Below are 26795 nucleotides of genomic sequence, written 5' to 3' on the forward strand. Positions count from 1 at the left end.
GCCTCTCGTCAGTTCTGGACGCCGTAGACGCCCTGGGACTGGTCCCGGATGACCTTGCCGTGCTCCAGCTCGATCACCCGCTTGCGCATCTGGTCGACGATCCCGGCGTCGTGGGTGGCCATCACCACGGTCGTGCCGGTGCGGTTGATGCGGTCCAGCAGCTTCATGATCCCCACCGAGGTGGTCGGGTCGAGGTTGCCGGTGGGCTCGTCGGCGATCAGGATCATCGGCCGGTTGACGAACGCCCGCGCCACCGCGACCCGCTGCTGCTCGCCGCCGGAGAGCTCGTCGGGCATCCGGTCGCCCTTGCCCTCCAGGCCCACCAGCTCCAGGGTCTCCGGGACGAGCGTCTTGATGTCGGAGCGCGACCGGCCGATCACCTGCAGGGCGAACGCGACGTTCTCGCTGACCGTCTTGTTGGGCAGCAGGCGGAAGTCCTGGAAGACGGTGCCGATGTCGCGGCGCAGCCGGGGCACCTTCCAGCTGGCCAGCCGGTTGATCTCCTTGCCGGCCACGTAGACACGACCCGAGGTCGCCTTGTACTCACGCAGCACCAGGCGCAGGAACGTCGTCTTGCCGGAGCCCGACGACCCGACCAGGAAGACGAACTCGCCCTTCTCGATGTCGACCGAGACCTGGTCGAGACCGGGGTGCGGATGCCCTGGATAGGCCTTGGTGACCTTCTCGAATCGAATCACGTGACCCGAGGGTACGCGAGGGCACCAGCGGGTGGGGGCGCCGCGCCAGAGCGGCGGTCGACGCGTGCCGTGAGAGAGACCACGGGGGTGATCCCGGCCACCACCACCAGCCCCGGCGCCCGGTCCGCCGCGGCGGTCCCGGGGCGGGCCGGGGTCAGTTCTCCTCGGCCTTGTCGGTGCCCCGGCGCCAGCGGATGCCGGCCTCGAGGAAGCCGTCGAGGTCGCCGTCGAAGACCGCGCTGGGGTTGCCGACCTCGTAGCCGGTGCGCAGGTCCTTGACGATCTGGTAGGGGTTGAGCACGTAGTTGCGCATCTGGTCGCCCCAGCTCGCCTGGACGTCGCCGCGCATCTCGTCGAGGTGGGCCTTCTCCTCGGCCTTCTTCAGCGCGAGCAGCTTTGCCTTGAGGACCACCATCGCGGAGGCCTTGTTCTGCAGCTGCGACTTCTCGTTCTGGCAGGAGACGACCGTGCCGGTGGGGATGTGGGTCAGCCGCACCGCGGAGTCGGTCGTGTTGACCGACTGGCCGCCGGGGCCGCCGGAGCGGTAGACGTCGACCCGGATCTCCTCGTCGGGGACGTCGATCTCGTCGGTCTGCTCCAGCACCGGGACCACCTCGACGGCGGCGAACGACGTCTGCCGGCGGCCCTGGTTGTCGAACGGGCTGATCCGCACCAGGCGGTGTGTCCCGGCCTCGACCGAGAGGGTGCCGTAGGCGTAGGGGGCGTGGATGGCGAAGGTGGCGGACTTGAGCCCGGCCTCCTCGGCGTAGGAGGTCTCGAAGACCTCCACGGGGTACTTGTGCTGCTCGGCCCAGCGCGTGTACATGCGCATCAGGGTCTCGGCGAAGTCGGCCGCATCGACGCCACCGGCGCCGGCGCGGATGCTCACCAGTGCCTCGCGGGCGTCGTACTCGCCGTTGAGCAGGGTGCGGATCTCCAGCGACTCCACCGACTTCTTGATCCGCTCGAGCTCGGTCTCGGCGTCGGCCATCGCGTCGGCGTCGCCCTCCTCCTGACCGAGCTCGACCATGATCTCGAGGTCGTCGATGCGGTCGCTGAGGCCGGTGAACTTGTCGAGCTCGCCCTGGAGCATCGACAGGCGTCCGGTCACCCGGGTCGCGTTGGCCTGGTCGTCCCACAGGTCCGGGGCCGCGACCTGGTCGCCGAGGTCGGCGATCTCGGAGCGCATCGCGTCCAGGTCGAGCACCTGCCCGATGGTGTGCATCGTCGCCCGGAGCTGCTTGATCTGCGCGTCGAAGTCGGTGCCTGCCACAAGGAGTCACCCTACGGCGCCGCCGGTGCCGTGTCGAAACCCCTCCTCGCAGTCAGGGCTCCGCCACGGTCACCGGCGGCGTCGGGGCGCGCTCACTTGGTGCAGAGGACCCACACGTCGCCGGCCGCGACCTGAGCGGCGGGCTCGGCGCTGGCGTTGAACCGGAAGAGCACCCGGTAGGCACCGGTGATGTCGCTGGTGTGCTTCTTGATCGCCCCGATGGTCAGGTCCTCCCAGACCTTGGTCACCCCGTCGGCCTCGAGCTTCGCGGTGCCGGTCGCCCCGGTGGAGCTGCTGTCGGTCAGCCCGTAGGTCGCGGACAGGGAGGTGCACAGACCACCCAGGGTGAACTCGACGGTGCCTTCACCGGGGGCCTTGGTCGCCAGGCTGTTGTCGTAGACCTGGGCGCCGATGTTGACGATGCCCGGGTCGACGTTGACCTTGGGGCCGAAGGTGCGAGCGGTGAGGCGGTCCCAGCGGTAGACCACGACCTTGACCTCCTCGGAGAAGGCCACCGTCGCGCCCTTGCCCGGGCTCTTGCGGATCCGGTAGAAGCGGGTGCCGGGGGCGCTCGGCGCGTCCTCGAGGGTGAACCGGCCGCTCGCGCGCAGCCGGGTGGAGCTCGACTTGGACCAGCGCGTGTTGCCGGCCAGGCGCTGCTGCAGGACCACCCGCTGCCCCTTGACCTTGGGCCGGGCCCAACCGGTGAACTTCAGGACGTCCGCACCGGCGACGGCGACCTCGCGGTCGACCTTGAGGCGGACCTTGCCCTGCTTCTTCGGCTGGGCCTTCAGGGCCGCCGCGCCCGAGGCGTCGACGGCGCTCTGCGCGCCGGCCCGGTGCGCCGGCGCCTGCGCCGCGGTGCCGGCCGGGGCGGCCACCAGCGTCATGGAGGCGAGCGCCACGGCGGCGGCGGTGCTGATGATGGTGCGCTTCATGGGGTCTTCTCCCTCGTCGGTGTGCAGGCACCTGGTCCTGCAGGCTCGACAGTGTGACCCCATCGACCCCCCATTTGTTGTGACCAATTCAGGGTATTTGTTTGGGGTCGCGATCAGGTGGCCGGCGCAGTCACGCCGAGGACGTCGGCGACCCGCGCCCGCGACCCGCTCACCGGCCGCCGAAGACCTGGGCGGAGTACCAGATCCCGTCGCCGCCCTTGGCCGCGCCGATGCCGATCAGGCGGAACTCGCGCCGCAGGATGTTCTCGCGGTGACCGGGCGAGTCCATCCAGCCACGGACCGCGGCCCGGCCCGTGCGATAGCCCATCGCCACGTTCTCCCCCACCGTGCGCATGCCGCAGCGGCGCAGCACCGGGCCCAGCTCCTGGTGGTACAAGGTCGCGCTCGCTGCCATCGCATTCGCCTGGGCCTGGGCCGACCGGACCAGGCAGCGGTGGGTGCGGAAGGTGCTCAGGCCCTGCCGGCCGCGGTGGGCGTTGGTGGCCCGCAGCGCCTTCTTGGCGTAGCGCATGCCGGTGGCCGCCCGGCTCGATCCGGCGGCCTCGTGGCCCGCCGCCCCGCGTACGCCGTTCCCGGTGCTCCCGTCCGGGCCGGCCACCGCGGCCGCCGGAAGCAGCAGCGTCAGGATGAGCAGCACCGGCAGCACCGGCAGGACGGGCAGCGCGGGCAGGATCGCGAAGGGCGTGGGCCGCGCGTGGCGGCGGCGTCCGGCACGAGGCATCTCGGGGCTCCGGTCGTCGAGAGGTCAGGACGGGCGGCCCACCGTAACGCGAGGGCGCTCACTCCTCGCCCGGGTAGACCAGACCGATCTGTCGACGGACCTCGTCCAGCGTCTCCATCACGGCGATGCTCTGCGTCGCGGGCAGCAGCGGCGACTCGGTGAGACCGGCGCGGACCAGTCGCTCGAGCTCCCGCGCCTGGTGCTGCATCCCGCGGCCCGCACCGCGGCCCGGCTCGCGGCCGTCGTACTCCTCGAGCAGCGTGCCGTCCGTGGCGATGACGCGCAGCGTGGTCGGCGCATACCAGGTGGGCGCGATCTCGACCCGCGCCCGCGTCCCCAGCACGACGGCGTCGTTGCGCCCGGCGACGTCGAGGGCGGTGTGCAGGACGGACTGCTCCCCCCGCGCGTGGGTGAGCGTGACCGCCGTCTGGCGGTCCACCCCGGTGGGCGTCGGGACCGACCTGCCGTCGACGGTGACCGGGGCACCGAAGAGGTCCCAGGCCAACGAGACCGGGTAGATCCCCAGGTCGAGCAGGGCGCCCCCGCCCAGTGCCGGGTCGAGCAGCCGGCCGGCCGGGTCGTCGGAGAGCTGCTGGCTGTGGTCGGCGACCAGGGTGCGGAGCTCGCCCAGGGTGCCGGCCGCCACGATCTCGCGCAGCCGCACCATGTGCGGCAGGAAGCGGGTCCACATCGCCTCGAGGACGACCAGGTGCCGCGCCCGTGCCTCGGCGACGACGGCCCTGGCCTGGGCCGCGTTGAGGGTGAACGGCTTCTCGAGGAGCACGTGCTTGCCCGCGCGCAGGGCGAGCAGCGCGTGCTCGGCGTGGAAGACGTGGGGCGTGGCGACGTAGACGACGTCGACGTCGGGGTCGGCGACCAGCGCCTGGTAGCTCGGGTGGGCCGTGAGCGGGCGGAGCTCACCGCCACCTCCCGCGGCCGTGCCGGAAGCGGCGGCCGACGCCGCGAACCGTTCCGCCCCCTCCCGGGTCCGTGACCCGACGGCCTGCACGCTCAGCCCGTCGGCCCGCAGGTCGTCGGCGAACCGCCGGGCGATCCCGCCGGTGCCCAGCACCCCCCAGCGCAGCGCGCCGGTCCGCCCACCCGCAGGCTCGCCCGCCCCCGAGTCCGTCCCCGCCTGCGACACGTCGTCCGTCACGTCGTCCCTCCCCCCACCCGTCATTCCACCCACCGTACGGAGTCGCGCTCGGGCTCCTCGGCCGACGGCCTCCCGCGAGAGCTCTCCCGGCCGGGGCGCTTCGCCCGGTAGGCCCTTCTTGGGTCTTCACCCCATAGCAACGGCGTGTCACGCTGGCAAGTGGATGCCCGCGTATTGATCTCACCGACGCGGTCGCCGCTCAGTCGCACCGGGAGGACCCGTGACCCAGCCGACCCGAATGCTTCGGCGAACCGTCGTCGGTGTCGTGGTGACACTTGTGTGTTCATGTCTGCTCTCGACAGTGTCCACCGCGCCGGCCGCGGCGGTCACCGAGGTGACGAGCGGCCGCCCCGGGCACACCACCGTGTACACACCGATGCTGACGATCCGGGACAACCAGGTGTACCTGGGGCCGGGGCTGATCATGTCGTACAAGTCGTTCGCCACGAACGGCCTCACGGTTGGCCGAAGTCCTCGACGAGGCCGCAAGCCCCGACCACAGACGGTCTCCGCCCAGTACAACCTGCAGTCCTGGGACGGAACCGCCTGGGTCACCTACCAGTCGAGCGAGCCATACACCTCCCGGATGGGACGGTGGACCAGGCAGGTCACCTTCCCCGCCTGGTCGGTCCAGCCTGCGAACCAGTACACGATGCCGGCCACCTACCGGCTCGCAGTGGCGGTTGCGTGGGCCAACCGGCGAGGACGGACGATCGGCACCAAGGTCATCTTCCACAACCTGCCCTCGGAAGTGCAGTGTGCGACCGTGCATCAAAGGTGCACGAACGACGGGGTCTCCCTCATCGTCTGACGTGTGCCCTGGCTGGGTGGCGGGCACCTCCTTGAGCCGTCGTCCCTACCGCTGCACCGTCACCGCCGCGGCGCCGCTGGCCGAGACCGCCGGCGGCTCCTCCAGCCCCGGCACGGCCAACGGCAGGTCGAGCGGGGCGGTCAGCGTCACCCGGACCAGCCCGGCCGCAGGGTCCACCTGCACGCTGTGGGTCAGCCCCGGGAAGCGCTGCCGGGCGCCCACCAGCTCGAGGTAGTCGCGCACCGCCCGGTCGACGGACTCGCGCTCCTGGCGGAGCCTGTCCTGGGGGATGCCTCCGCCGTAGACGCCGGTGGAGCCCAGGTCTGCCCCCTGCAACGCGGCGCCGTCCGCCAGGGTGTCCAGCCCCTGGCGCTGGAGGTAGGCCGCCGAGGCGTCGATCACCACGGCGATGGCGATCAGCAGGATGGCGGCGAAGCCGATGATGAGCACCGAGACCTGCCCTCGTTCCTCGCCGCGGCGGCGCGGCGCCGGGCCCATCAGCCGCCGCCCTGGGTGTACTGCCCCACCGGGACGGTGTGGCTGGCCTCGAGGCCGAAGCTCGACCGGCCGCCCTTCAGCGCGTCCGGGATCGCCGGCAGGTCGACCCCGGAGACGACCTGCACCGTGATCACCGAGGTGCCCTCGAGGCAGCGCCCGGGCCCGTTGCTGCAGGTGACCTTGACCTCGGCGGTCATGCCCTCGCCGCCCTGGTCGTCGAGGGTCTGCTGGGCGATGGCCTCGGCGCGCCGCTGCGCGGTCCCCTCGTCCGGGGAGAGGGCGTACGCGCGGCCCGCCGCGCGGGCGGCGGCGCTCACCGCGAAGGCACCCCGCTGCACCTCGAAGACCGAGACCACGATCCACACCAGCGGCACCAGCAGCAGGACTCCCAGCCAGACCAGCTCGACGAGCGCGCTGCCCCGCTCGTCGCGCCGGGCGCGGCGCCCCGCGGGCCGCCCGGTGCTCCCCCGTCCTCGGCGGCTCACGGCGCTCCCCCGTCCTCGTGGCCGCCCGCCGCTTCCCCGTCCTCGGGGCTCGGTGCCGCCGGCACCCGGCGGGCGGGGTCCGGCTCGATCACGGCGTTGCCGCTCACCTCGAAGGTGATCGCCGGCCCGCCCAGCCCGAGCGCCGGCACCCGGACCTGCGCCGTCATCCGGTAGGCGGGCTGCCCCTCGATCTCCACCGCCTCGATCTGCGCCCCCTCGACGAGCTCGGGCGCGAGGGCACCGGCGTACTGCTCGCGGGCCTTGGCGAGGCCGTCCTCGGGGGTGGCCTCCCAGGTGGCCGCGTACCTGGCGCCCTCGGCCATCGCCGAGGCGACCGTGTTGCGCACGTGCAGCACGAGCGCGACCTGGAGGATGCCGAGGACCAGCGGCACGAGGATCACCAGCACCAGCACGAAGTCGACGACCGCGGCGCCCTCCTCGCCGCGCCGGCCGGCCCGCTGGCCAGCCCGCCGTCCCGCGCGTCGTCCCGCCTGGCGTCCCATGTCGTCTCGGAGTCGTCGCTGCGGGTGGTGTCCGGAGGTCGCCTGGGACGTCGTCAGGACCCGACGGGCGTGACGCTGCCCAGCGCCGTCTTCAGGATGCTGACCAGCTCGGGCTCGGCGAAGCGGAGCAGCGCCGCGACGATGCCCGCGGACATCACCGTGACAAGCACCCAGCCCGGCACGTCTCCCCGCTGGTCGTCGGCCCGCTCGGCCAGTCTCGACCGCAGACGGGAGCGGCTGCGCTGCGGGGCGTGCGGGACGGTCTCGGAGCTCTGGCTCGGGGTCATGTCTGGTTCCTTCCGTGGGTGGATCGGTTGGTGAAGATCGGTGGGCGGATCGAGGTGGGTCGGTTGCTGGGCCGGCACGTCAGCGGGCCGGCCCGGCGGGCTGGGGCTCAGGGGGTGGCGAGGCGCAGACCGACCAGCCCGGGATAGAAGGCGAAGAGCACGGTCACGGGAAGCACCAGGAAGACGACGGGTACGAGCATCAGGACCTCCCGTCTGGCCGCACTCTCGATCAGCGCGCGACGACCGGCCTCGCGCACGTCGCCCGCCTGCGCGTGCAGCACGTCGGCGAGCGGGGTCCCCCGGTCCACGGCCACCGCGACCCCCTGGGCGAACCGGGCGACCAGCGTCAGCCCGGTGCGCCGGGAGAGGTGGTCGAAGGCGTGCGCCACCGGCTCGCCCGTCCTGATCTCGGAGAGCACGTGGCCCAGGTCCGCCGAGAGCGCCCCGTTGCTCCGGCGGACCACCCGGTCCAGGGCCGCCACCGGGCTTTCCCCGGAGGCCACCGAGAGCGCCAGGAGCTCGGCGATGATGGGGAACTCCGCCACGATCTCGCGCTCGCGCTCCACCGCCCGCGCCGTGAGCCGCTGGTCGCGCAGCACCACCCCGCCCGCGAAGGCGATCAGGCACAGGGCCGCCGAGGTGATGACCGACGAGGAGCCGGTGACGGCGCCCAGGAGCTCCCAGGCGGCCACCGCGGCGAAGCCGACCAGGCCCCAGACCACCTGCTCCACCCGGAACTCCTGGACGGTCTTGTCCAGGTCGGCACGCTCCAGTCGGCGTGCGACCGAGGCGGACCCGCCGAGCACCCGCTCGACCAGGTCGGCGGCCGAGCGGAGCATGGGGCCGAAGAGCTGGCCGGCGGCGCTGACCGGCGAGGAGGAGACCGCCTGGAGCTGCGGCAGGCGGCCGGCCTGGGGCAGGTCCCTGACGTAGGGCAGGACGCGTACGGCGATCGGGGTGCGCCGGATCGCGGCGACCCGGACCGCGACGAGCAGCACCCCGAACCCGGCGACCAGCCCCAGCAGGGCGCCGACCAGCGCGAGGCTCACGACAGGATCCTGCGCTCGACGGGGAGCCGGCCGATGCGGAGCATCATCGCGTAGGCGCCGAAGCAGAGGCTGGCGCCGACCACCAGCACCAGGGCGCCGCTGGGGGTCGCGTAGCGGGCGATCAGCTCGGTCTGGAAGGCCATCATGAGCAGGACCACCCAGGGGGCCGCGACGGCCAGGCGGGCGCCGTTGACGGTCCACGCCTGGCGGGACTCCAGCTCGGAGCGCGTCCTGGCCTCCTCGCGCAGGTAGCCGGAGAGGTTGCGCAGCAGGCGCCCGAGGTCTCCCCCGCCGACCTCGCGCGCGATCCGCAGCCCCTCGACCATGCGGTCGCCGACGGGATCGGCGAGCCGTTCCTTGAGCCGGTCGAGGGACTCCCCGAACCGGCCGGTGACCTGGTAGTCCAGGGCGAACTGGGCGAAGGAGTCGCGCAGCGCCCCCGGCCCGTTGACCGCCAGCCCCGACAACGCGTCGGGCAGCGACAGCCCGGCGCGGACGGCCGAGGAGAGGTTGTCCACCGCCTCGGGCCACACCTCGGCGAACTCGCGCTGCCGCCTGCGGACCCGCCCCGCCAGCACCGCCAGCGGCAGGTAGGCGCTGATCAGGCCGAACGCCAGGGCCACCGGGAAGGCGCCCGAGACCACCTGGACCAGCGCGAGCGCGCCCAGCCCGAGCACCGAGCACAGGGCCAGCAGGCTCGAGACGGAGACCTCGCCCATCCCGGCCCGGGCCAGGAGTTCCTGGAGCCGGCCGGCACGCCGTGACCCGCTCCGCTCGGCCCGGGGCAGGAAGAACGCCGACCAGACGAGCAGGGCGCCGGTGCCGAAGCCCAGGCCGACCAGGGCGCCCATCAGGAGCCGCCCCCGTTCAGGAGCTGGTGGACGTCGACGCCGACGCGCTGGTAGCGCTCGGGGCGGTGGGGCACCCCTCCGGTCCAGCGGAGCCCGGCGCCGCCGGGGCCCGAGGAGCGCTCGAAGATCGGCTCGATCTCGATGACGTCGTCCTCGACCCGACCCGGCACGGCCACGATCTCGTTGACCCGGCGCACCCCGCGCACGTCGATGCCGAGGTGGACGACGAGGTCGACCGAGCTCGCTACCGTCGGCACCACGAACCGGGCCGAGATGTTCTCCCCCGCCAGCAGCGGAAGGGTGCACATCTTGACCAGGGCCTCGCGGGCGCTGTTGGCGTGCAGGGTGCACATGCCGGGGAGCCCGGAGTTGAGGGCGAGGAGCAGGTCGAGGCACTCCTCTGCCCGCACCTCGCCCACGATCACCCGCGAGGGCCGCATCCGCAGCGACTCCTTGACCAGGTCGCGGAGCCGGATCTCGCCCGTCCCCTCGAGCCCGACCTGGCGGGTCTGCATGGGCACCCAGTCGGGGTGGGGGAACTTCAGCTCGAAGACCTCCTCGGCGCTGATCACCCGCTCGCCGCCCGGGATGGCGGCCGCCAGGCAGTTGAGCATGGTGGTCTTGCCGGCCTGCGTCGCGCCGGCGACCAGGATGTTGAGCCCGGCCCGCACCGAGGCCTCGAGGAAGGCGGCCGCCGCGGGGGTGAGGCTGTCGAGCTGGACGAGGTCGGCCAGGCGGGCGGCCTGGAGCCGGAACTTGCGGATGTTGACGGCCGTGAACCCCCGGCTGATCCCCTGCAGCACCACGTGCAGCCGGTGGCCGTCGGGGAGCATGGCGTCGACGAAGGGCTGGCTCAGGTCGACCCGGCGTCCGCTGGTCTTCAGCATCCGCTCCACCAGCTCGGTGACCTGGGCCTGGGTGAGGACCAGGTTGGTCAGCTCGTGGCGGCCGTGGCGGGCCACGAAGACCCGGCTCGGGTCGTTGATCCACACCTCCTCCACCGTCGGGTCGTCGAGCAGGCTCTGCAGGGCGCCGAAGCCTGCCACCCGGGCCACCAGCTCGTCGACCAGCGCCTCGGCATCCGGCACCGGCGCCACCGCGCCGGTCAGGGACTGCTCGTCGTGGGCCGTCACCAGCTGCTCGGCGAGCTGACGGACCCGCCCGGCGTCGCGCTGGGGATCGATGCCCTCGCGGCGGACCACCTGGCGCAGCCGCGCGTCCAGCGCCTCCACCACCTCGGGCGGGCTGCTCACCGGCAGCGACGAGCCGGAGGCGGACACCACGGACGCGGTCATGGCTCTCCCCCCGAGCTCTCCTGCGACGACCCGAACATCGACCCCAGCGACGCTAGTGGAGCGCGAGGGGCCCTCGGCCGCCGTCCCGCGCTCCTGTGGAGGACACGCCGCCCGGGGCGGGGAAGTTACCCACGATGGCGTAGGCGGGATACCTCAGCGGGCATAGGCCGAACGACGGACGAACGACCAGGGAGCCCGCCGCCGGCGGGCCGGACGGACTGCGACCCCGGGCTATCCGGGGTACGACGGGGACACCGGGCCACCGGGCCACCGGGAACGGCGGCCATCGGAGCACGGGCTACCGCGGCAGGGTGAGGATCTCCGCACCGTCGTCGGTGATCGCGATGGTGTGCTCGCTGTGCGCGGTCCGGCAGCCGGTGGCGCTCTTCAGCGTCCACCCGTCGTCGTCGGTGACCAGCTCGTCGGTGTCGGCCATCACCCACGGCTCCAGGGCCAGCAGCAGGCCAGGGCGCAGCGTGAATCCGCGACCCGGGCGCCCGGTGTTGGAGACGTGCGGGTCCTGGTGCATCGTCGAGCCCACCCCGTGCCCGCCGAACTGGGTGTTGATCGGGTAGCCGGCCGCCGCGAGGACCGAGCCGATCGCATGGGAGAGGTCCCCGATCTTCGCGCCGGGGCCGGCCGCGGCGATCCCCGCCGCCAGGGCCCGCTCGGTCGCCTCGATCATGGCGGTGTCCTCGGGCCGCTCCACCTCACCGACCACGAAGCTGATGGCCGAGTCGGCGACCACCCCGTCGAGCGAGACGGCCAGGTCCAGGGAGAGCAGGTCGCCCTCGGCCAGCTCGTAGTCGTGCGGGAGACCGTGGAGCACGGCGTCGTTGACCGAGGTGCAGATGTAGTGGCCGAAGGGCCCGCTGCCGAACGACGGCGCGTAGTCGACGTAGCAGGAGACGGCCCCGGCGTCGAGGATCATCTCCTTGACCCCCCGGTCGATGTCGAGGAGGTTGGTGCCCGGGGTGCTGCGGCGCCGCATCGTCTGCAGGATCTCGGCCACCAGGGCGCCCGTCTCCCGGCCCAGGGCCACCCGGGCGGGATTGAGGATCTCGATCATGTGACGCCTTCCCGTGCTTCGGGACCGGTACAGCGCGACCGGCCCTCGCCCCGAAACTATCGCGGCCCGCCCAGCCCGGGACGGCAGCCCGGGACGCACGCCGGTGATGCACCCCCTGCGACTCACGCCGCGGCGCAAGCCGCGCGACGCAGGGCCGGAGCCGGCGGCGGAGCGCTCAGCCGGTCTTGGAGTAGTTGAGGTCGGTCGCCTGCTGGTAGGCCGCCACCGCCGCGAGCTGCGACTTGACGTTGAGCTTCTGCCGGATCGCCCTCACCTGGCTGCGCACGGTGCCCTCGCTCACCCCGCCGGCCTCCGCGATGGCCTTGATCGACAGGCCCTCCTTGAGCATCTCCAGCACCGCCCACTCACGCGGGGAGAGCGCGGAGATCCGCAGGATCAGCGACCGGCGCGAGGCCCCGAGGCGCTCCCACTCCGCCAGCACCTCCTCGCGGGTCGACGCCGGCATCCCCGGCCCGCCACGGGCCACCGCCCACAGCGTGCGGGTCAGTACGTCGAGCCCGGCCGACATCGGGACGATGCCCAGGCAGCCCGCCGCCACCAGCGCCCCCCAGCGCGCCGGGTTGCGCGAGCCGGTGACCACCAGCCAGCGCATCCGGATCGACTCCACCATCGCCAGCGCGTCGCGCCACTGGCCCAGGTCGTCGATCTCGGCGACCACCACCCCGACCCCGGCCTTCTCCCGGGCGATCTCGCGGCGGGCCTCCATCAGCTCCTGGCGGGAGCGCGGGCTGGCCATCCGGACGATCTGGAAGTCGCGGGCGCTCAGCGCCACCTCGATGGCCTCGCCGACGAGGTGACCCTCGGCGACGACGACGACCTTCGGCGGGGACGCGCTCACCGGTCCTCCCCCTCCCCTCGGCCGGCGCTCACGAGATGTCCATGAAGACGTTGTCGATCAGCCCGTTGAACTGGTCGGTGTCGCGGGGCTGGATCCGCCCCTTGGGTGTCACCTTGCCGCCGATGGCGACCGGCTCCGAGCGTCGGAACTCGATCGCCCCGACGGCGGCCGGCACCGACCACACCTGGGGGTCGGGTCGCCCGGGCTCGCCCACCGCAAGGGTCAGCTCGTCGTGGCGCAGCTGGCACATGATGCGATGCCACTGCTCACGGTCCACCGAGACCTTCGCCGAGACGATCGCCTCGCCCGTCTCGCCCCGCACCCGGCACGACGGCACGTCGCCGTCGAGCTGGAGCTTGACCTGTGCCTGGTCGTCGAAGAGACCGCGCTGCATCACGTTGTCGCCGTTGTCGCCCTGCGTCGTGCCCTGCTCGGCGTCGAGCATGACGTCGGCGCCCCAGCGGAAGGCCCGGCTCCCGGGGCTGAGCTGGTCGGCGCCGCGGGGCTTGACCACCAGCACCGCGGCCGGGGTGGGGCCGGCGTCGCTGAACGGCGGGGTCCGCACCGCGTAGCCGGAGCGGCCCACGACCCGGTCGAGAGTTCCGCCGCCGGCGGTGCTCACGCTGATCCGCAGGGTGGCGGTGCCGGAGCTCTGCACCCGCCGCATCGGGTCGCCCTCAGCGCTCAGCCCTTCGTCGAACTCCAGCACGAGCTGGCCCCGCGGGCCCGGCAGGCTGGTCGCCCGCTCGGTGGCCTCGGTGGCGGAACCGCACCCGACCAGGGTGAGCAGGACGAGGACGCAGGCGGCCCCGGACAGCCGCCCCGATGCGTCTGTCTTCTTCACTCCCACCCACTCCCACCTGGTTGGCGACCGGGGTGGTCGCCGAACCCCTGACACTGCTCTGATCTTTCGTCCCTCGGCGCTGCTGATCCTTCTCCCCCGCGGCGCCCGAACCGCCTACCTGAGACCGATGGCGGTGGAGAACACGATGGCACGGGACACCTCCACGGTGGTCCTGCCCACCAGGTTGCCCGCCGGTCCGGCGGCCACGGGGCCGTTCGAGTCCGAGATGGTGGCGGTGATCCGGCCGCTGCCGGCCCCCGACGACGTGGCTCGCGCGGTCTGCCCCCCGATCTGGCTCCAGGAGGTCTCGGCGGCCGCCTTCAGCGCCCAGTAGCTCGCCAGCCACCCCCCGTCCGCCGGCGCGGTCACCTGCGGCGTGGTGAACTCGGTGCCCCGCGAGGTGTGGAGACGCCCCTTGTGGTCGGCCACGTAGGCCTGGAGCCCGCCCGTGCCGCGGTAGGCGGCCACCGAGAGGTCGCCCTTGGCCGCGGCCCCGACGTCGACGCGGACGCCCTTGCCGGCGTCCCCGGCCGCCGCGTAGCGCCACCACGACCGACCCGCGACCCCGCCGCCGGAGAGTGTCTCCAGGGGCGTCCAGCCGGCCGGGGCGGTGACCTCGACGTCGCTGTTGAGAGCGAGCTGGAGCACCAGCAGGTCGCCGGCCGCCACCGTCGCCGGCAGCACGACCCGGTGGCTGGTGCTGTTGCTGTTGGCGGAGGCGGCCCCGCCGAAGACGACCTTGAGGAGGTTGGCGGCCACGTCCTGGGTGGTGCTGACGCTCACCCCGTCGCTGTCGGTCACCGTCAGGGTCACCCGGCGGGTGCCTTCGGCGGCGTAGGTCTTCTTCGGGGTCATGCCCGTGCCGTAGGTGTCGTCACCGAAGTTCCACGCGTACTGCAGGGGCCCCTCGGCGTCGGTCGAGGCCGAGGCGTCGAAGGAGCAGCTGGTGCCCAGGCACGAGGCGGTGAAGGCCGCCTGAGGGCGCTGGTTGACCCGGACCACCTCGACGTCGCGAGTGACCCGGCTGCTCCCGCCCCGCGTGCTGGTGATCGACAGGGTGACCTGCCGCCGGCCGTTGGAGGCGAAGGTGTGGGTGGCAGTCGGGCCCGTCTCCGTGGCGCCGTCGCCGAAGCTCCACTCGTAGGAGGCGACCTCGCCGCCCGGCGTCACCGACGACGTGCCGTCGAAGGTGCAGGTGAGGCTGGTGCAGGAGAAGTCGAAGGAGGCCTGCGAGTCCATCGGCGCCCCGCGTCCCTGGGCGTCCTGGAAGACGAAGAGGTCCCGCGCGGTCCAGTTGACCCCGCCGGTCCGCGGCTCCGACACCATCGCCATGGTGCCGGCCACGGGCGCGCCGGAGGTGCCCTTCTCGGTCCAGTCGATCCGGCGCAGCGCCCCCGAGGCGTCGGCCCAGTAGAGCTTGCCGTCCGCCAGGAACATGCCCCGGACCCCGGAGAAGCTGATGCCGGAGACGTTGCCGGAGGCGACCAGGCGCTTGGCGCCGACGACCCCGCTCTGCGGGGTGAAGTAGCGGTAGCGCAGCTCGTTGGTGCCCGACTGGGTGAAGTAGAGGCGGCCGTTGTCGTAGAACATGCCGGTCGCGGAGCGCATGTCCTCGCGCCAGGTCGTGTCCAGCCGGATCAGGTCGCTGGTGTTGACCCGCTCGACCGGACCGAGGGTGGTCCCGTCGAAGGTCCGCCGCACGAAGGTGCCGTCGGACTGCGCGAGGTAGAGCCAGCCGTTGACCATGAACGCGCCCTTGACCGTGCTGGCGGAGAGCCCGGAGACCGAGCGGGCCGGGCCCACGACACCGTCGCGCAGGCTGCGGGCGGTCACCGTCGAGCTGCCGACGGTGTAGACGTCGTTGGGCAGCTGGGCCGAGCGGACGGCCGGGAAGGTCACGCCGTCCAGCGGCAGCCGGGCGATCCGCGGCCTGAGCTGGCCCGCCCCGATCCGCTCGGTGTCCGAGGCGACCCACAGGCCGCTGCCGGTCAGGGCGAAGTCGAAGACCCCGATGCCCCGGTCGCGGCCCGGGTTCCAGGAGTAGGGCAGCCCGTTGGCCGGGTCCAGCGCGGCGATGCCGGCGCGACCGACGGCGCCGTAGCTGCCGACGTCGGAGCCGTAGGGGTTGTTCTGCCAGCGGAAGTGGCCACCGACGTAGACCACCGACTCGGTGACCTCCACGGCGTAGAGGGTGTCGCCCCCGGTGAGGTTCACCCACGAGGGCTGCACCGTCTGGCCGGAGGCGTAGGTCTCGAAGCGGGAGGAGGCGTCGCACGGCGAGTCCGCGCCGCCGTAGGCGCCGGTGGTGGTCACCACGAAGAAGGAGCCGTCGGGCGAGAAGTCGACGTCGCGCATGTAGGTGTCGAACGACTTGGAGCACGTCGCGGTGAAGAACCTGGTGTTGAAGTCCGTCTCGCGCGCCTCGGAGCCGCTGATGTCGAGCTGGAGGAGCTGGTGGCGCACCACGCCCTGCAGGGTGTCGAAGTTGCCGACCGCGACCAGCCGGTCGCCCCGGGGGCTGACGTCGATCTTGAGCACGTTGGTCGCGCCGCTGTTGTGGACGCCGGCGATGCGCTGGCGCATGTAGGGCAGGAAGGCGCCGCTGCGCGGGTCGACGGTCGCCAGCGCGGTCTGGTCGTGGCCCTGGACGTGGGTGAAGTGGCCGGCGACCCACAGGCGGCCGCCGGTCAGGCGCAGGTCGCGGACCTGGCCGGTGATCTTGCCGGCGTCGAAGGGCAGCACGGCGCCGTCGGAGATCCGGACCAGGGCCAGGTTCTTGCGGCTCTGGCCGCCGATGCTGGTGAACTTGCCGCCGACGTAGACCGACTGGCCGTCGGCCGCGGGCAGCACCACGCGGACCACGCCGTTGGGCTGGGGCACGAAGCTCTGGCTGATCTCGCCCGAGACCGGGTCGAAGGCCAGCAGGTTCTCGCGGGACAGCTGGCCGGTGGCGCCCTCGTTGCGCGCCTTGCTGAAGTCACCGCCCAGGACCATCTTGCCGCCGGCCTCGACCACGGAGTAGACCATCCCGTCGAGCACGTGCGGGGTGCGCGCCGCCGCCACGTCGCGGACGAGCTGTCCGCCCGGCTGGACGACGCCGACGGCGGGGAGGTGGCCCACCAGCGCCGTCACGCACGCGAGGACGACGATCGCCAGCGCGCGGTTGATCCTGCTGCCCATATGCCTTGCCACCGTTCCTAGAACCAGCTGGCGACCCTTGCGTCACCGGGACCGTTGGCCGTCCCGAGGTGGCCACCAGGGGGAATCTTGACCAAGGAACCTCCGGATAAGCCGTTCGAGGGCATGATTTCCCCTCAATTGATGACGCTCCCCGAAGGGGTCCCGGCCTGTGATGGACCGCATGACGCAGCTGGTGGGTGAGGCTGCCTCGCCGACCCCCGTGCGGACGTCGCCGCCCTCCCTGGCCGGCCCCGCTCGCACCCGCTGGTGGCGCCGCCTCGGCCAGGGCTGGCCGCTGGCCGCCATGCTGCTCGGCTGGCCCGTCTGGTGGCTCCTGGGCCTGGCCGAGACCGTGCCGCTCCTGGTCGCGGGGGTGATGGCCGTCCAGCTGGTCCGCCAGCCCCTGGTCCACCTGCCGCGCGGCTTCGGGTGGTGGGCGCTCTTCCTCGTCTGGATCGTGCTCGGGGCGGCGATGCTCTGGATCGACGCCCCCGGTGCGGTGCCCGGCGGGGCCGGCGGGGGCAGGCTGATGGTCTTCGCCTTCAAGCTCGCCTGGTACGTCGCCTGCACGGTCGCCCTGGTCTGGATCACCACGATGCCGCGCCGCACGGTCCCGGACCGCCTCGTCCACGGCTCGGTGGCGTGGATGTTCCTGGTCAGCACCGCCGGCGGCCTGCTCGCGCTGATCGCCCCAACCCTGGAGCTGCGGACCCCGTTCGAGATGCTGCTGCCGCCGGGAGTGGCCTCCAACGCCTTCGTCCAGTCGCTGGTCCACGTCCAGGTCGCCGACGTGCAGACGGTGCTGGGCACCGAGGGGACCCGCCCCAAGGCGCCCTTCGCCTACACCAACACCTGGGGCGCGGTGATGGCGATGTCCCTGGTCTTCGTGGGGGGCTGGCTGGCCCGGGCCCGCGGCCGCTCCCGGGTGCGCTGGTCGGTGGTCGCCCTGGTGAGCGTGGCCGCGGCCCTTCCGCCGGTCCTCTACTCCCTCAACCGGGGGCTGTGGGGTGCCCTGGCCATGGGCGGGGTGGGCCTCGCGCTGCTCGCCGCGGCCAAGGGGCGACCGGCGCTGCTGATGGCGTGCGGCCTCCTGGCCGGCATCGGCCTGCTCACCGTGCTGGTCACCCCGCTCGGTGGCCTGGTCACCGACCGCCTCGACAACCAGCACAGCAACGACCGGCGCGGCGGCCTGCTCACCCTCACCACCGAGTCGGTGTCCCAGGGGTCGCCGGTGCTCGGCTTCGGCGGCACCCGGGACGTCCAGGGCAGCTTCGCCTCGATCACCGGCGCCTCCACGCCGGACTGCCCCGGTTGCGGGGTCCCCCCGCTCGGCACCCAGGGCCTGCTGTGGATGGTGCTGTTCTCCCAGGGCTGGCCGGGCCTGGCCTTCTTCCTCCTCTTCATCCTGCTGGCGCTGCTGAGGTCCTGGCGGTGCGCGACGGTCAACGAGACGCTTTGCACCTTCGCCATCGCCTTCTTCCTGCTGCAGCTCCCGATCTACGACACCCTCGGCCTGCCGCTGATGGTGCTGATGCTCGCCATCGGCCTGGTGGCCCGGGAGCGGCGCGAGGCCGACGGCAGCGGACCGCCCCGCCTGCTGACCACGCTGCCCCGGCTCGTCGCCGAGGTACGGCGCGGGCGCGTCGTCCTGATCGGCACCGCCACGGTGGGCGCGGTGGTGGGGCTGGTCCTGGCGCTGCTCGCCCCCGCTCCCGACCACGAGGCGAGGGTCGCCATCGCGATCACCCCCGCCCCGGTCTACCTGGAGACCGAGGTGCCCGAGGAGGAGGCGGTGGAGGAGGAGCTGAAGCGGCCCTCCCAGGACATCACCGTCGACACCGAGGCGGCGCTGCTGATGTCGGAGGCCACGCTGCGCGCGGCCGCCAGCTCGGTCGACTCGACCCCCCGCCGGCTGCGCGAGGGCCTGGCCGTGACCGGCGAGCCCAACTCCAGCGTGCTGGTGATGCACGTGCGCTGGCCCGACCCGGCCGAGATCCCCGCGCTGGCCACCGCCGTCAGCGAGTCCTACCTCGACGCCCGCGAGGACTACCTCGAGCAGCGCCGCCAGGACGTCGTCGCCCAGCTGCGCGAGGAGCTGCGCGAGCTCCAGGGCGGGGCCGCCTCGGAGGAGGCCCGGGCGAGCCTCAACGCCGCGATCAACCAGCTGGAGACCGACCGCCGGGCGGTCGGCGAGGTCGTCCGCACCGGTGAGCCCGAGCCGGGGCGACGCGACTACGAGCTGCTCACGGTGTCCGGGGGTGCGGTCGGCCTGCTGGGGGGTGTCATCCTGATGACGCTGATGCCCCCACGTGCCAGGAGACGAGAGCGTGACTGACGCCTGCCCCGACGTGGACGTGGTGATCGCCACCCGTGACCGTCCCCAGCTGCTGCGGCGCGCCCTGGGGGCCGTGGTCGGGCAGGACTATCCCGGGGTGGTGCGCACCTGGGTCGTCTTCGACCGGAGCGAGGTGGACCCCTCGCTCGCCTCCACCGACCCCCGCCGGCCCGTCCACCCCATCGCCAACACGCGCTCCGCCGGGCTGGCCGGGGCCCGCAACAGCGGCATCCTGGCGGGGACCGCACCCTGGGTGGCGTTCTGCGACGACGACGACGAGTGGCTCGAGGGCAAGCTGCTGGCCCAGGTCGGCGAGCTCGCCCGTACCGGCGCCCCCACCTGCGTGACCGGCATCGTGGTGGCCTACGGCGAGACCCGCACCCCGCGGGTGGCGACCCGCGACGAGCTGACCCTGGCCAACCTGGTGCGCAGTCGCGTGATGTCGGCGCACCCCTCCACGGTGATGGTCGCGCGCGAGGCGCTGCTGGGCGGGATCGGCCTGGTCGACGAGGAGATCCCCGGCAGCCACGGCGAGGACTACGACTGGATCATCCGCGCCGCGCGCCACGGCGGTTTCGCCGTCGTGGAGCGGCCGCTGGTCCGGGTCACCTGGGGGCAGTCGATGTTCTCCCAGCGCTGGGCCACCATCGTGGCGGCCACCGACTACTGGCTGGGCAAGCACCCGGAGTTCCACGCCGATCCCCGGGCGCTGGCCCGGCTCCTCGGCCAGCGCGCCTTCGCGCTGGCCGCCCTGCGCGACCCCGGGGCCTGGGCCGCGATCAGGGCCACGGTCCGGGCCAGGCCGATGGAGCGGCGCTGGCTGCTGGCCGCCTCCGTCGCACTGCGGCTGGTCTCGGCCGAGCGGCTGATGGACCTGGCCCACCGCCGCGGTCGCGGCATCTGACCCGCCGGACGCCGGTCTGGAGTGGCCTAGTCGGACCCGAGGAATGACCCGGGTTATCTACCCCAGATAGGGGATGGATCGCGAGACGCCCTACCGAAATTGGGGTACGTTCGGAGCATTGGTATGAGGGAGATCACTTCCCCCGCCGCCGCTTCACCTTCCGCGACTCCCGCCCCTCGCCCGGCACTGCGCCGGCCCCACGAAGGTTCTGCCCGTGACCCATTCACGCACCTCGGTTCAGCGCGCCCTCCTCCCGGCGCTGGCGACCGTCCTGATGGCTTCTCCCCTCCTCCTGGTCCCCTCCTCCGGCGCAGCGCCGGCGCAGGACGGCACCCAGCGAGCCGCCGCCTCCGCCCCCGCCCCGTCGTCCCGAGCGCTCTTCAACGAGACCTTCGAGTACGGCACCCGCGGCTGGACGGCCCGCGGCAAGGCCCGGCTGACCACCGTGGCGGAGGGCCGGCGCTCCCACCGCGCGGCCCGCCTGCAGGCGACGTCCACGGGCCTCGTGGTGGCCGCCTCCACCGCCCACGCCCGCGACCTCAAGGGTGCCCGGCACGAGGTCACCGCCTGGCTCCGCTCCACCCGGGGCCGGGTCCCCGCCCGTCTGGTGGTCCGCGAGGTCGAGCCCGCCACGGGTGAGGTGCTGGACACCCGCCGGGACAGGCTGACGGTCGGCAAGGCCTGGTCGCTGGCCCGGGTGCGGGTCGTCCGCAGCTCCGACACCTCGGTGGTCAAGGTGGAGGTGCGCACCCGTCAGTCGCGCCAGGACCGGGTGCTCCTCGACGACGTGCGGGTGCTGCGGGTCAAGAAGGGCAAGAAGGCGCGGCAGACGCCGCCCAAGGACCGCAAGCAGAACCCCGAGTCGAAGAACCCGAAGAAGAAGAAGCCACGCAACCAGAAGCCCAAGGGCCCCAAGCCCCCGGAGCCGACCTCCCCGCCGACCACCGAGCCCACGCCCACGCCCACGCCCACCGACGTGGCCGGCTACCTGAGCAACGGCTGCAGCTACGACAGCCGGGGCCTCCCCGCCTGCGGCGCCTACCTGGGCTCGGCCTTCGGGGCCAACTCCGACCCGGCCCCGATGGAGGCGGCCACCGGCCACCGTCTCGGCGTGCGCCGCACCTACTACCAGGGCCACCAGGTCGACAAGGCGGTGTCGGTCTCCGCCGCCGACCTGGCCGCCGGACGACTCCCCTGGATCAGCTTCAAGCTCCCGCTGAGCTGGGAGGACATGGCCGCCGGCAAGGGGGATGCCTGGGCCCTCGACCTCGCCGGCAAGCTCAAGACGGTCGGCGGACCGGTCTGGGTGGCCTTCCACCACGAGCCCGAGAAGGACGGCGACATCCGGGCCTGGAAGGCCATGCAGGAGCGCCTCGGCCCGCTGGTGCGGCACGCCGCACCCAACGTCGCCTTCACCGTGATCACCACCGGCTGGAACCAGCTCTACGGGCCCGCCGAGTTCCGGCTGGAGAACATCTGGCCCCAGACCAAGGTCGATGTCGCCGGCTTCGACGTCTACAACTGGCACATGACGAGGAAGTCCGACGGCACGCTCATCACCAAGACCGAGGACGTCAGGTCGGTCTACTTCGAGAAGTTCCAGGCGTGGGCCGCGGCCCACGACACCACCTGGGCGCTGGCCGAGACCGGGCTGACCGACGAGGCCTTCGCTTCCGACCAGGGCTGGCTCCAGCGGACCTACGCCCAGCTCGTCGACACCGGCGGCCTGGCCATGGCCTACTTCAACACCGAGCTCAACAGCTACGGCAACTCCTACCCGATCACCAGCCCGGCCAAGTTCGCCAGCTTCTCGGCCGCCCAGGCGGGCGCCCCGCTGCTGCCGACCCGCTGAGCCGGCCGCTGAGCCGCTCACAGGTGTCGCAGGACGTCGGAGGCGGCCGGCTACGGGAGACTGCTCCCGTGCCCGCCGCCTCCGACGACGCCCTGGACGTGCTGCGCTCCACCCTGGAGCGGCTGTGGCCGGGGGCCAGGACCGAGCTGGTCCGCTCCCGGCGCGACGACCCGGGGGCCACCGCGGAGTTCCTGCTCCTCCCCCACGCGCGCTCCCCCCGACTCCTGCTCCCGGTGCGTCCGGCCGCCGCCGCGTCGTCCGTGCTGCGCTTCAGTGCGGCCGCCCGTCCCGCGGAGATCGGCGCCCGCACCCTGGCCTCGGCGGCCCTGCGCGCCGGCGCCACCCGCGCCCTGCCGGAGCGGCTGCTGGTCCACGCGCCGGCCGGCGACCCGGGCGGCCCCGGCTCGCTGGCCGACTTCCTGGCCCGGCAGCTGGGGACCTCGCGGGTCGACTTCAGCCTCAGCGTGGGTCCCGCCCGGGTCAACCGCAAGCCGGTGCTCCAGCTCTTCGACGAGCGCGGAGGCTCCCTGGGCTTCGCCAAGCTGGGCGACTCCGCCACCGCCGCGGCACACGTCGGCGCCGAGTCCCTGGCCCTGGCGACCCTGGCGGAGCTGGCGGCCGCCTCCCCCTTCGCCACGCTGCGGGTGCCCCGGCTCCTCTTCACCGGGGCCTGGCACGACGTCCGGGTGCTGGTCCAGGAGGACCTCCGCGTCGGGCCCGCGGCGGCGCTGCCGGGACGCCGCGGCCTGATCCGGCGGGCCGGCGACGAGCTCGCGGCGGCGTTCTCGGCCGAGCCCACCCCCCTGGCGGAGCTGTCCTGGTGGCAACGCTGCCTGGCCCAGGCTCGGGCCGCGCCCGACCGCGAGGCGGGCGCCCGGCTCGCCACCGCCATGGACACGCTGTGCCGCCGCCACCCCGGACCGGTGCCGGTCGGCGCCTGGCACGGGGACTGGACCCCCTGGAACATGGTGCCGGGCGGAGCCGCCCACGGCGGCCGCGCCCTGCTCGTCTGGGACTGGGAGCGCTTCGAGACCGGCGTCCCCGCCGGGCTGGACCGGGTGCACTTCGCCGTCAACGCGGCCACCCGGCGCCACGGGACCACCGCGGAGGTGGTGCTCGCCGCCCTTCCGGGCACCGGAGCGGTCGAGGCGGCCTACCTGGTGGCCATCACCGCGCGCTACCTGGAGATGTCGGCCGCGCCGGGGGGCGAGCTGATCGTGCCGCGGGCGCTGGTCTCGCTGGCGGCGCTGGAGTCGGTGCTCGCCGGGCGCTGACGCCACATCGGCGGGCGGCCCAGGTAGGTCTCGAGCTGGGCGTCGGAGGACTCGAAGTGCTGGAGCAGCAGCTCCCGGCGCTGCTGCGGCAGGCGGGAGCCCCCGGGCCGGGCGTTCCACCGCTCGACCCGCTCGGGCAGGTGGACGGGGATCCCGAGGCGCCGCTGCAGGTCGGCGAACTCCCGGGCGGGGTCGGCGAAGAAGGCGTCGGCGTCGACCACGTGCACCCGGTCCCGGCCCAGGGCCTCGACGAACCGCGCGACCTGGCTGCCGTACTCCCCGCGGGCGAGGTAGGCGTGGTGACGGTGGGTGTGGCTGCGGTAGCCGGGATCGCCGGCCAGGCGGTCCACCTCGCCGTCCAGGCGGCGGGCCTCGACCGCCAGGGCCTCCTCCAGGGGCAGCTCCTCGAACCCGCGGGCCAGCTCGTGGCGGTGGGCCGACATCGCCCGCTCCACGGGGTCGCGGACCAGCACCACCACGTGGACGTCCGGCAGCTCCGCGGCCAGGCGCTCGGCGGCCAGGGGGTGGAAGAGGTAGTAGCCGCTGCTCTCGAAGGCCCGCGCCTGCGGGCCGCCGAGGAGACGCCCGGTCAGCCGGAGCGGGAAGTGCGCGCGGTACCAGCGGGGTCCCTTGTGGTGGTGGTCGTCGAAGTAGCCGGTGCCCTTCGACTGGGTGGGACGCAGCAGGACGGGGTGCGACTCCAGCATCCGGAACAACGTGGTGGTGCCGCACCGCTGCGCGCCGACCACCACCACCGTCGGCGTCATCCGCAGGTCGGCGGTGAGCCAGCCCCAGCCGAAGGTGAGCGCCCGCAGCACCCGGACCACCGGCTCGGGTGCGCGCTGCCTCACCGCGGAGGTGATCTTCCTGAGTCCCACGAGCTGGGTTCCTTCCGGTCGGGTTCCCGAGGAGACGGCGGCGCCCGAGACCCGCGCGCGGGCCGAGCGCCCGAGGACGTCGAGCTGGAGGTGGCGGCGCAGGACCAGCACCGCCGAGAGGTAGAGCGCCAGTGCCGCGGCCGCGGCCACCGGCCACGACGCCCCGGCGCGGGTGAGGCTGAGCACCGGCACCGCCACCGCGAGCAGGCAGACGCCGCCGGCGAGCCACACCACCGGAGCCAGCCCGACGACCCGGACCTCCCGGCGGACGAAGAACACCGCGAGACCGGCCTTGACCAGCACGGCCGCGGCCCACGCCGTGGCGGCGCCGACGATCCCGAGGACCGGGATCAGCGCCAGGCACAGCGCCAGGTCGACGGCGAGCGCGACCACGGAGTTCACCATGCTCGTGGTGCTGCGCCCGGCCATCACCAGCAGCGTGTCGACCGGGCCGGTGGCCGCGGTGACCAGCATCGCGAGCGTCATCGCGATCACCACCCAGCGGGCCTGCTCGGTGTCGTAGCCCGGCCCGAAGAGCCCCAGGTAGGCGGCCGGGGCGCAGCCCACGGCGAGGTAGAGCGGCCAGGAGAGCAGGATGCTCCAGGCCGTGGCGGTCTGGTGGACGGTGGCCAGGTTGCTCCGCGAGCCCTCCAGCAGCAGGGTGGCGAACCGCGGCTGGAGCACCTGGGTGACCGCCGTGGCCGCCACCTGGCCCAGCGCCACGAAGCGGGTGGCCGCGGCATAGAGCGCGGCGTCCCGCGGGGTCAGCAGGGCGGCGACCAGCACCACGTCGACCTTCTGGATCCCCAGGCGGGCCACCACCGAGAGGGTGCGCGGCCAGGTGAACGACCAGAACTCCCGGGTGGTCTCCGCCGTCACCCCGCCCGGGTCGTCGGGGCCTGCGGCCAGGCGGCGGGCCAGGAAGGTGCGCAGCGCCAGGGTCGACCACAGGGCCGCCACCGGGTACCAGGCCAGCCAGGCGAGCATCAGCCCCACCGGGTCCGCGCCGGCGGCGCCGGCGAGGGCGACCCCGGCCACCTGCGCGAGCGAGCGGCCGATGCGGTCCACCACCACGGTCTCGTGCATCCGGCCGAAGGCGCGCGTCCCGGCCTGGCCGAACTCGGCCAGCACCGCCAGCGGGAGGGCGAGCGCGAGGACCCGCAGCATGTCGGCCCCAGCGTCGCCCCACTCCATCAGCCGGGCGGCGGGGCCGGAGACCAGCAGGACCAGTGCGCTCAGCGCCAGCGAGCTGGCCAGCACACCGCGTCGCGCCTGGCCGAACAGGGCCCGCACCTGAGTGGCTCGGCCCTCGTGCTCCAGGCGCTGGCCGAAGCGGGCCAGTCCGGCCTCGGTCCCGAGCCCGGCCAGTCCCACCAGGATCAGGAAGACCGCGGTCGCGGCGAAGAAGAGCCCGGTCACCTCCGTGTCGAAGGCGCGGGCCACCACCAGGACGAGCCCGAAGGTGGCCACCGCGGAGACGGCCGACCCGGTCAGGCTCAGGCTCGCTCCGCGGGCGACGTGGCGGAGGTGCTGCCGCGCCTCGGTCATGGGGCGGGGGCTTCCTCGGTCCGGTGGACCAGCACGAGTCCGACGACCTGCCCGCCGGCGCTCCACATCATCGAGCGGGCCGCGGAGATGTCCTTGAGCCTGGTGCTCTCGGCGTGCACCTCGAGCAGCACGCCGTGGGTGTGGCGGACCACCGCCTGGCTCCAGGCCTCGTGCGCCGAGCCGGCGTCCAGCAGCACCACGTCGGCGCGCTTGCCCAGCTCGCCGAGCGTGGTGCCCATGTCGGGCGAGCCGAGCAGGTCCGGCAGCCGCTCGGGCATCCGCCCGGGGACCACCCGGGAGAGGTGCGAGGTGACCGGGACCAGCACGTCGTCGGGCGAGACCCGGTCGAGCACGAGGTCGGAGAGCCCCTCGCGGTTGCCGGCCCCCGAGGTGAGCTCGACCAGGACCGCCTCGTAGCGGGCGCGGGCCATGCTGCGCGCCAGCCCCTCGGCCACGTGCACCTCGCGCCCGGCGCTGACCAGCGCGAGCACCAGCGGCCGCTGCGGCAGCGCGGCCAGGATGCCGGAGCGCAGGCCGGCGGTGGTGAGGTCGTCGCCGTCACCGGCGTCGGCGACCTCGCCCAGCACGGGGACGCCGACCTCGGCCAGGTCGTCGATGGATCGGACGCGGCCGTCGCGGCGGGCCCGCACGGCCGCCGCGCCGAGACTGCCGCCCAGACCGAGCAGCAGGCCCAGCCCGGCCATCAGCTCGCGGGGGCCGAGCAGCCCGGCCTCGGGCAGCGCCGCCGGGGTGACCACCTCGCCCGGGTCGGCGCGGGCGGCCTGGAGCGCGGAGAGCTGGGCGCGCAGCTCGACGAGCTGGGTGTTGATGTCGAGGATCTGCTGGCGCACGAGCAGGGCGCCCGGGGAGTCGGGCTGCGCCGCGGGCAGCTCGCGCGACTTGCGGTTGAGCTCCTGCTGACGCTGGGCGATCTGCTCGCTGACCTGCTCCGCGAGGGCGCTGGAGGCGGCCAGGGCGCGGCCGCGCCGGAAGTCGAGGTAGGACTCGGCGAACGCCTGGGCCGTGGACAGCGCCCGGTCGGGGTCCCGGTGCTCGGCGGCGATCCGCAGGATCTGGGTGTTGGGCGGCACCTCGACCGAGACCGACTCCAGCAGCTCGGCCGGCGACAGGTCGAGGGCCAGGTCGACCAGCACGTCGTCGGCGACCGCGTTGGAGCGCACCAGCTGCGCCTCGGTCTCCAGGTTGACCAGCGCGCTCCCGGTCCCGTCGGGGCTGAAGGCGTTGCCCTCCAGCGGGCTGATCAGCACCACGGCGGTCGCCTCGTGGTAGGCGGCGCGGCGGGCGCCGTACCACCCGCCGGCGAGCAGGCCGAGCAGGCTCGCCAGGACGGCCAGGGCCACCCCGGTGCGCAGCCCGCGCAGGGCGCGCCGGGTCCACCGGTCCTCCGGCTTGAGGTACAGGTCGTACGGACCGCTCACCCAGCAAACTCCTGTCGACTGTCGGTG

23 protein-coding genes are annotated in these 26795 nt (G+C 73.6%); 5 read left to right on the forward strand and 18 right to left on the reverse strand.

What is annotated here, in order from left to right; translation table 11 throughout:
* Window positions 1-8 precede the first annotated feature (8 nt).
* The 5 genes from ftsE to AC4BGE_RS02730 all read right to left on the reverse strand — a co-directional run bounded on the left by ftsE (window position 9) and on the right by AC4BGE_RS02730 (window position 4807).
* Window positions 9-698: a cell division ATP-binding protein FtsE gene (gene ftsE / locus AC4BGE_RS02710; protein ID WP_490571887.1), complete on the reverse strand. Its 690-nt coding sequence runs from the start codon at window positions 696-698 to the stop codon at window positions 9-11.
* Between the two features lie 154 nt (window positions 699-852).
* Window positions 853-1971, reverse strand: a complete 1119-nt coding sequence (gene prfB / locus AC4BGE_RS02715) for a peptide chain release factor 2 (RefSeq protein ID WP_490571886.1) — start codon at window positions 1969-1971, stop codon at window positions 853-855.
* Between the two features lie 92 nt (window positions 1972-2063).
* Window positions 2064-2909, reverse strand: a complete 846-nt coding sequence (locus AC4BGE_RS02720) for an NPCBM/NEW2 domain-containing protein (protein ID WP_490571885.1) — start codon at window positions 2907-2909, stop codon at window positions 2064-2066.
* 169 nt (window positions 2910-3078) lie between these two features.
* Window positions 3079-3651, reverse strand: coding sequence for a CAP domain-containing protein (locus AC4BGE_RS02725; RefSeq protein WP_490574255.1), 573 nt, complete (start codon window positions 3649-3651; stop codon window positions 3079-3081).
* Window positions 3652-3709: 58 nt separating this feature from the next.
* Window positions 3710-4807 carry a Gfo/Idh/MocA family protein gene (locus AC4BGE_RS02730; RefSeq protein WP_490571883.1) on the reverse strand — a complete coding sequence of 366 codons (1098 nt, stop codon included), beginning with the start codon at window positions 4805-4807 and terminating at the stop codon, window positions 3710-3712.
* Between the two features lie 301 nt (window positions 4808-5108).
* Between AC4BGE_RS02730 and AC4BGE_RS02735 the strand changes: the two genes are divergently transcribed.
* The gene (locus AC4BGE_RS02735) at window positions 5109-5618 is read left to right on the forward strand and encodes a hypothetical protein (RefSeq protein ID WP_490571882.1); all 510 of its coding nucleotides are present in this window, start codon (window positions 5109-5111) and stop codon (window positions 5616-5618) included.
* A 45-nt stretch (window positions 5619-5663) separates the two neighbouring features.
* On the opposite strand, the gene AC4BGE_RS02740 is transcribed toward AC4BGE_RS02735, so the two are convergent.
* From AC4BGE_RS02740 to AC4BGE_RS02790, 11 genes are all read right to left on the reverse strand, one after another.
* On the reverse strand, window positions 5664-6116 hold the full coding sequence (locus AC4BGE_RS02740; protein WP_490571881.1) for a Tad domain-containing protein: 453 nt from the start codon (window positions 6114-6116) through the stop codon (window positions 5664-5666).
* On the reverse strand, window positions 6116-6601 hold the full coding sequence (locus AC4BGE_RS02745; RefSeq protein WP_490574256.1) for a hypothetical protein: 486 nt from the start codon (window positions 6599-6601) through the stop codon (window positions 6116-6118). The genes AC4BGE_RS02740 and AC4BGE_RS02745 overlap by 1 nt, the downstream gene beginning before the upstream one ends.
* Window positions 6598-7104, reverse strand: a complete 507-nt coding sequence (locus AC4BGE_RS02750) for a TadE/TadG family type IV pilus assembly protein (RefSeq protein WP_490574257.1) — start codon at window positions 7102-7104, stop codon at window positions 6598-6600. Before AC4BGE_RS02750 ends, AC4BGE_RS02745 begins: the two co-directional genes overlap by 4 nt.
* Before the next feature lie 53 nt (window positions 7105-7157).
* Window positions 7158-7391, reverse strand: a complete 234-nt coding sequence (locus AC4BGE_RS02755) for a hypothetical protein (RefSeq protein ID WP_490571878.1) — start codon at window positions 7389-7391, stop codon at window positions 7158-7160.
* 107 nt (window positions 7392-7498) lie between these two features.
* On the reverse strand, window positions 7499-8440 hold the full coding sequence (locus tag AC4BGE_RS02760; RefSeq protein ID WP_490571877.1) for a type II secretion system F family protein: 942 nt from the start codon (window positions 8438-8440) through the stop codon (window positions 7499-7501).
* Window positions 8437-9291 (reverse strand): type II secretion system F family protein, encoded by an 855-nt coding sequence (locus AC4BGE_RS02765; protein WP_490571876.1) that lies wholly within the window; start codon window positions 9289-9291, stop codon window positions 8437-8439. The genes AC4BGE_RS02760 and AC4BGE_RS02765 overlap by 4 nt, the downstream gene beginning before the upstream one ends.
* A complete protein-coding gene (locus AC4BGE_RS02770) occupies window positions 9291-10586 on the reverse strand; it encodes a TadA family conjugal transfer-associated ATPase (protein ID WP_490571875.1) in 1296 nt (431 codons plus the stop codon). Before AC4BGE_RS02770 ends, AC4BGE_RS02765 begins: the two co-directional genes overlap by 1 nt.
* A 298-nt stretch (window positions 10587-10884) precedes the next feature.
* Window positions 10885-11655, reverse strand: a complete 771-nt coding sequence (map, locus tag AC4BGE_RS02775; protein WP_490574258.1) for a type I methionyl aminopeptidase — start codon at window positions 11653-11655, stop codon at window positions 10885-10887.
* Between the two features lie 175 nt (window positions 11656-11830).
* Window positions 11831-12514 carry a helix-turn-helix transcriptional regulator gene (locus AC4BGE_RS02780; RefSeq protein WP_490571873.1) on the reverse strand — a complete coding sequence of 228 codons (684 nt, stop codon included), beginning with the start codon at window positions 12512-12514 and terminating at the stop codon, window positions 11831-11833.
* Between the two features lie 28 nt (window positions 12515-12542).
* Window positions 12543-13358, reverse strand: a complete 816-nt coding sequence (locus AC4BGE_RS02785; protein WP_490571872.1) for a LamG domain-containing protein — start codon at window positions 13356-13358, stop codon at window positions 12543-12545.
* A 114-nt stretch (window positions 13359-13472) separates the two neighbouring features.
* Window positions 13473-16538, reverse strand: a complete 3066-nt coding sequence (locus AC4BGE_RS02790) for a PKD domain-containing protein (protein WP_490574259.1) — start codon at window positions 16536-16538, stop codon at window positions 13473-13475.
* A 181-nt stretch (window positions 16539-16719) separates the two neighbouring features.
* On the opposite strand from AC4BGE_RS02790, the gene AC4BGE_RS02795 reads away from it, so the two are divergent.
* From AC4BGE_RS02795 to AC4BGE_RS02810, 4 genes are all read left to right on the forward strand, one after another.
* A complete protein-coding gene (locus AC4BGE_RS02795) occupies window positions 16720-18873 on the forward strand; it encodes a hypothetical protein (RefSeq protein ID WP_490574260.1) in 2154 nt (717 codons plus the stop codon).
* On the forward strand, window positions 18866-19777 hold the full coding sequence (locus AC4BGE_RS02800) for a glycosyltransferase family 2 protein (protein WP_490574261.1): 912 nt from the start codon (window positions 18866-18868) through the stop codon (window positions 19775-19777). Before AC4BGE_RS02795 ends, AC4BGE_RS02800 begins: the two co-directional genes overlap by 8 nt.
* Before the next feature lie 214 nt (window positions 19778-19991).
* Entirely contained in the window at window positions 19992-21629 is a 1638-nt protein-coding gene (locus AC4BGE_RS02805; protein WP_490574262.1) for a glycoside hydrolase family 26 protein, read from the forward strand.
* A gap of 68 nt (window positions 21630-21697) precedes the next feature.
* Complete coding sequence (locus tag AC4BGE_RS02810; RefSeq protein ID WP_490574263.1) at window positions 21698-22903, forward strand: hypothetical protein; 1206 nt, start codon at window positions 21698-21700, stop codon at window positions 22901-22903.
* Here the strand turns inward: AC4BGE_RS02810 and AC4BGE_RS02815 are convergent.
* Both AC4BGE_RS02815 and AC4BGE_RS02820 read right to left on the reverse strand, forming a co-directional pair.
* Window positions 22807-25329 carry an oligosaccharide flippase family protein gene (locus AC4BGE_RS02815; RefSeq protein ID WP_490574264.1) on the reverse strand — a complete coding sequence of 841 codons (2523 nt, stop codon included), beginning with the start codon at window positions 25327-25329 and terminating at the stop codon, window positions 22807-22809. The genes AC4BGE_RS02810 and AC4BGE_RS02815 overlap by 97 nt on opposite strands.
* Window positions 25326-26768 carry a P-loop NTPase family protein gene (locus tag AC4BGE_RS02820; protein ID WP_490571865.1) on the reverse strand — a complete coding sequence of 481 codons (1443 nt, stop codon included), beginning with the start codon at window positions 26766-26768 and terminating at the stop codon, window positions 25326-25328. The genes AC4BGE_RS02815 and AC4BGE_RS02820 overlap by 4 nt, the downstream gene beginning before the upstream one ends.
* Window positions 26769-26795: the final 27 nt, after the last annotated feature.

The sequence above is a fragment of the Nocardioides sp. Z50_6 genome (genome assembly GCF_058215755.1).

Coding starts and splice junctions, on each gene's coding strand:
- AC4BGE_RS02765 (WP_490571876.1), bottom strand. CDS start 9,291: ATGGGCGCCCTGGTCGGCCTGGGCTTCGGCACCGGCGCCCTGCTCGTC.
- map (WP_490574258.1), bottom strand. CDS start 11,655: ATGATCGAGATCCTCAATCCCGCCCGGGTGGCCCTGGGCCGGGAGACG.
- AC4BGE_RS02815 (WP_490574264.1), bottom strand. CDS start 25,329: ATGACCGAGGCGCGGCAGCACCTCCGCCACGTCGCCCGCGGAGCGAGC.
- AC4BGE_RS02770 (WP_490571875.1), bottom strand. CDS start 10,586: ATGACCGCGTCCGTGGTGTCCGCCTCCGGCTCGTCGCTGCCGGTGAGC.
- AC4BGE_RS02720 (WP_490571885.1), bottom strand. CDS start 2,909: ATGAAGCGCACCATCATCAGCACCGCCGCCGCCGTGGCGCTCGCCTCC.
- AC4BGE_RS02725 (WP_490574255.1), bottom strand. CDS start 3,651: ATGCCTCGTGCCGGACGCCGCCGCCACGCGCGGCCCACGCCCTTCGCG.
- AC4BGE_RS02750 (WP_490574257.1), bottom strand. CDS start 7,104: ATGGGACGCCAGGCGGGACGACGCGCGGGACGGCGGGCTGGCCAGCGG.
- AC4BGE_RS02790 (WP_490574259.1), bottom strand. CDS start 16,538: ATGGGCAGCAGGATCAACCGCGCGCTGGCGATCGTCGTCCTCGCGTGC.
- AC4BGE_RS02755 (WP_490571878.1), bottom strand. CDS start 7,391: ATGACCCCGAGCCAGAGCTCCGAGACCGTCCCGCACGCCCCGCAGCGC.
- AC4BGE_RS02795 (WP_490574260.1), top strand. CDS start 16,720: ATGACGCAGCTGGTGGGTGAGGCTGCCTCGCCGACCCCCGTGCGGACG.
- AC4BGE_RS02740 (WP_490571881.1), bottom strand. CDS start 6,116: ATGGGCCCGGCGCCGCGCCGCCGCGGCGAGGAACGAGGGCAGGTCTCG.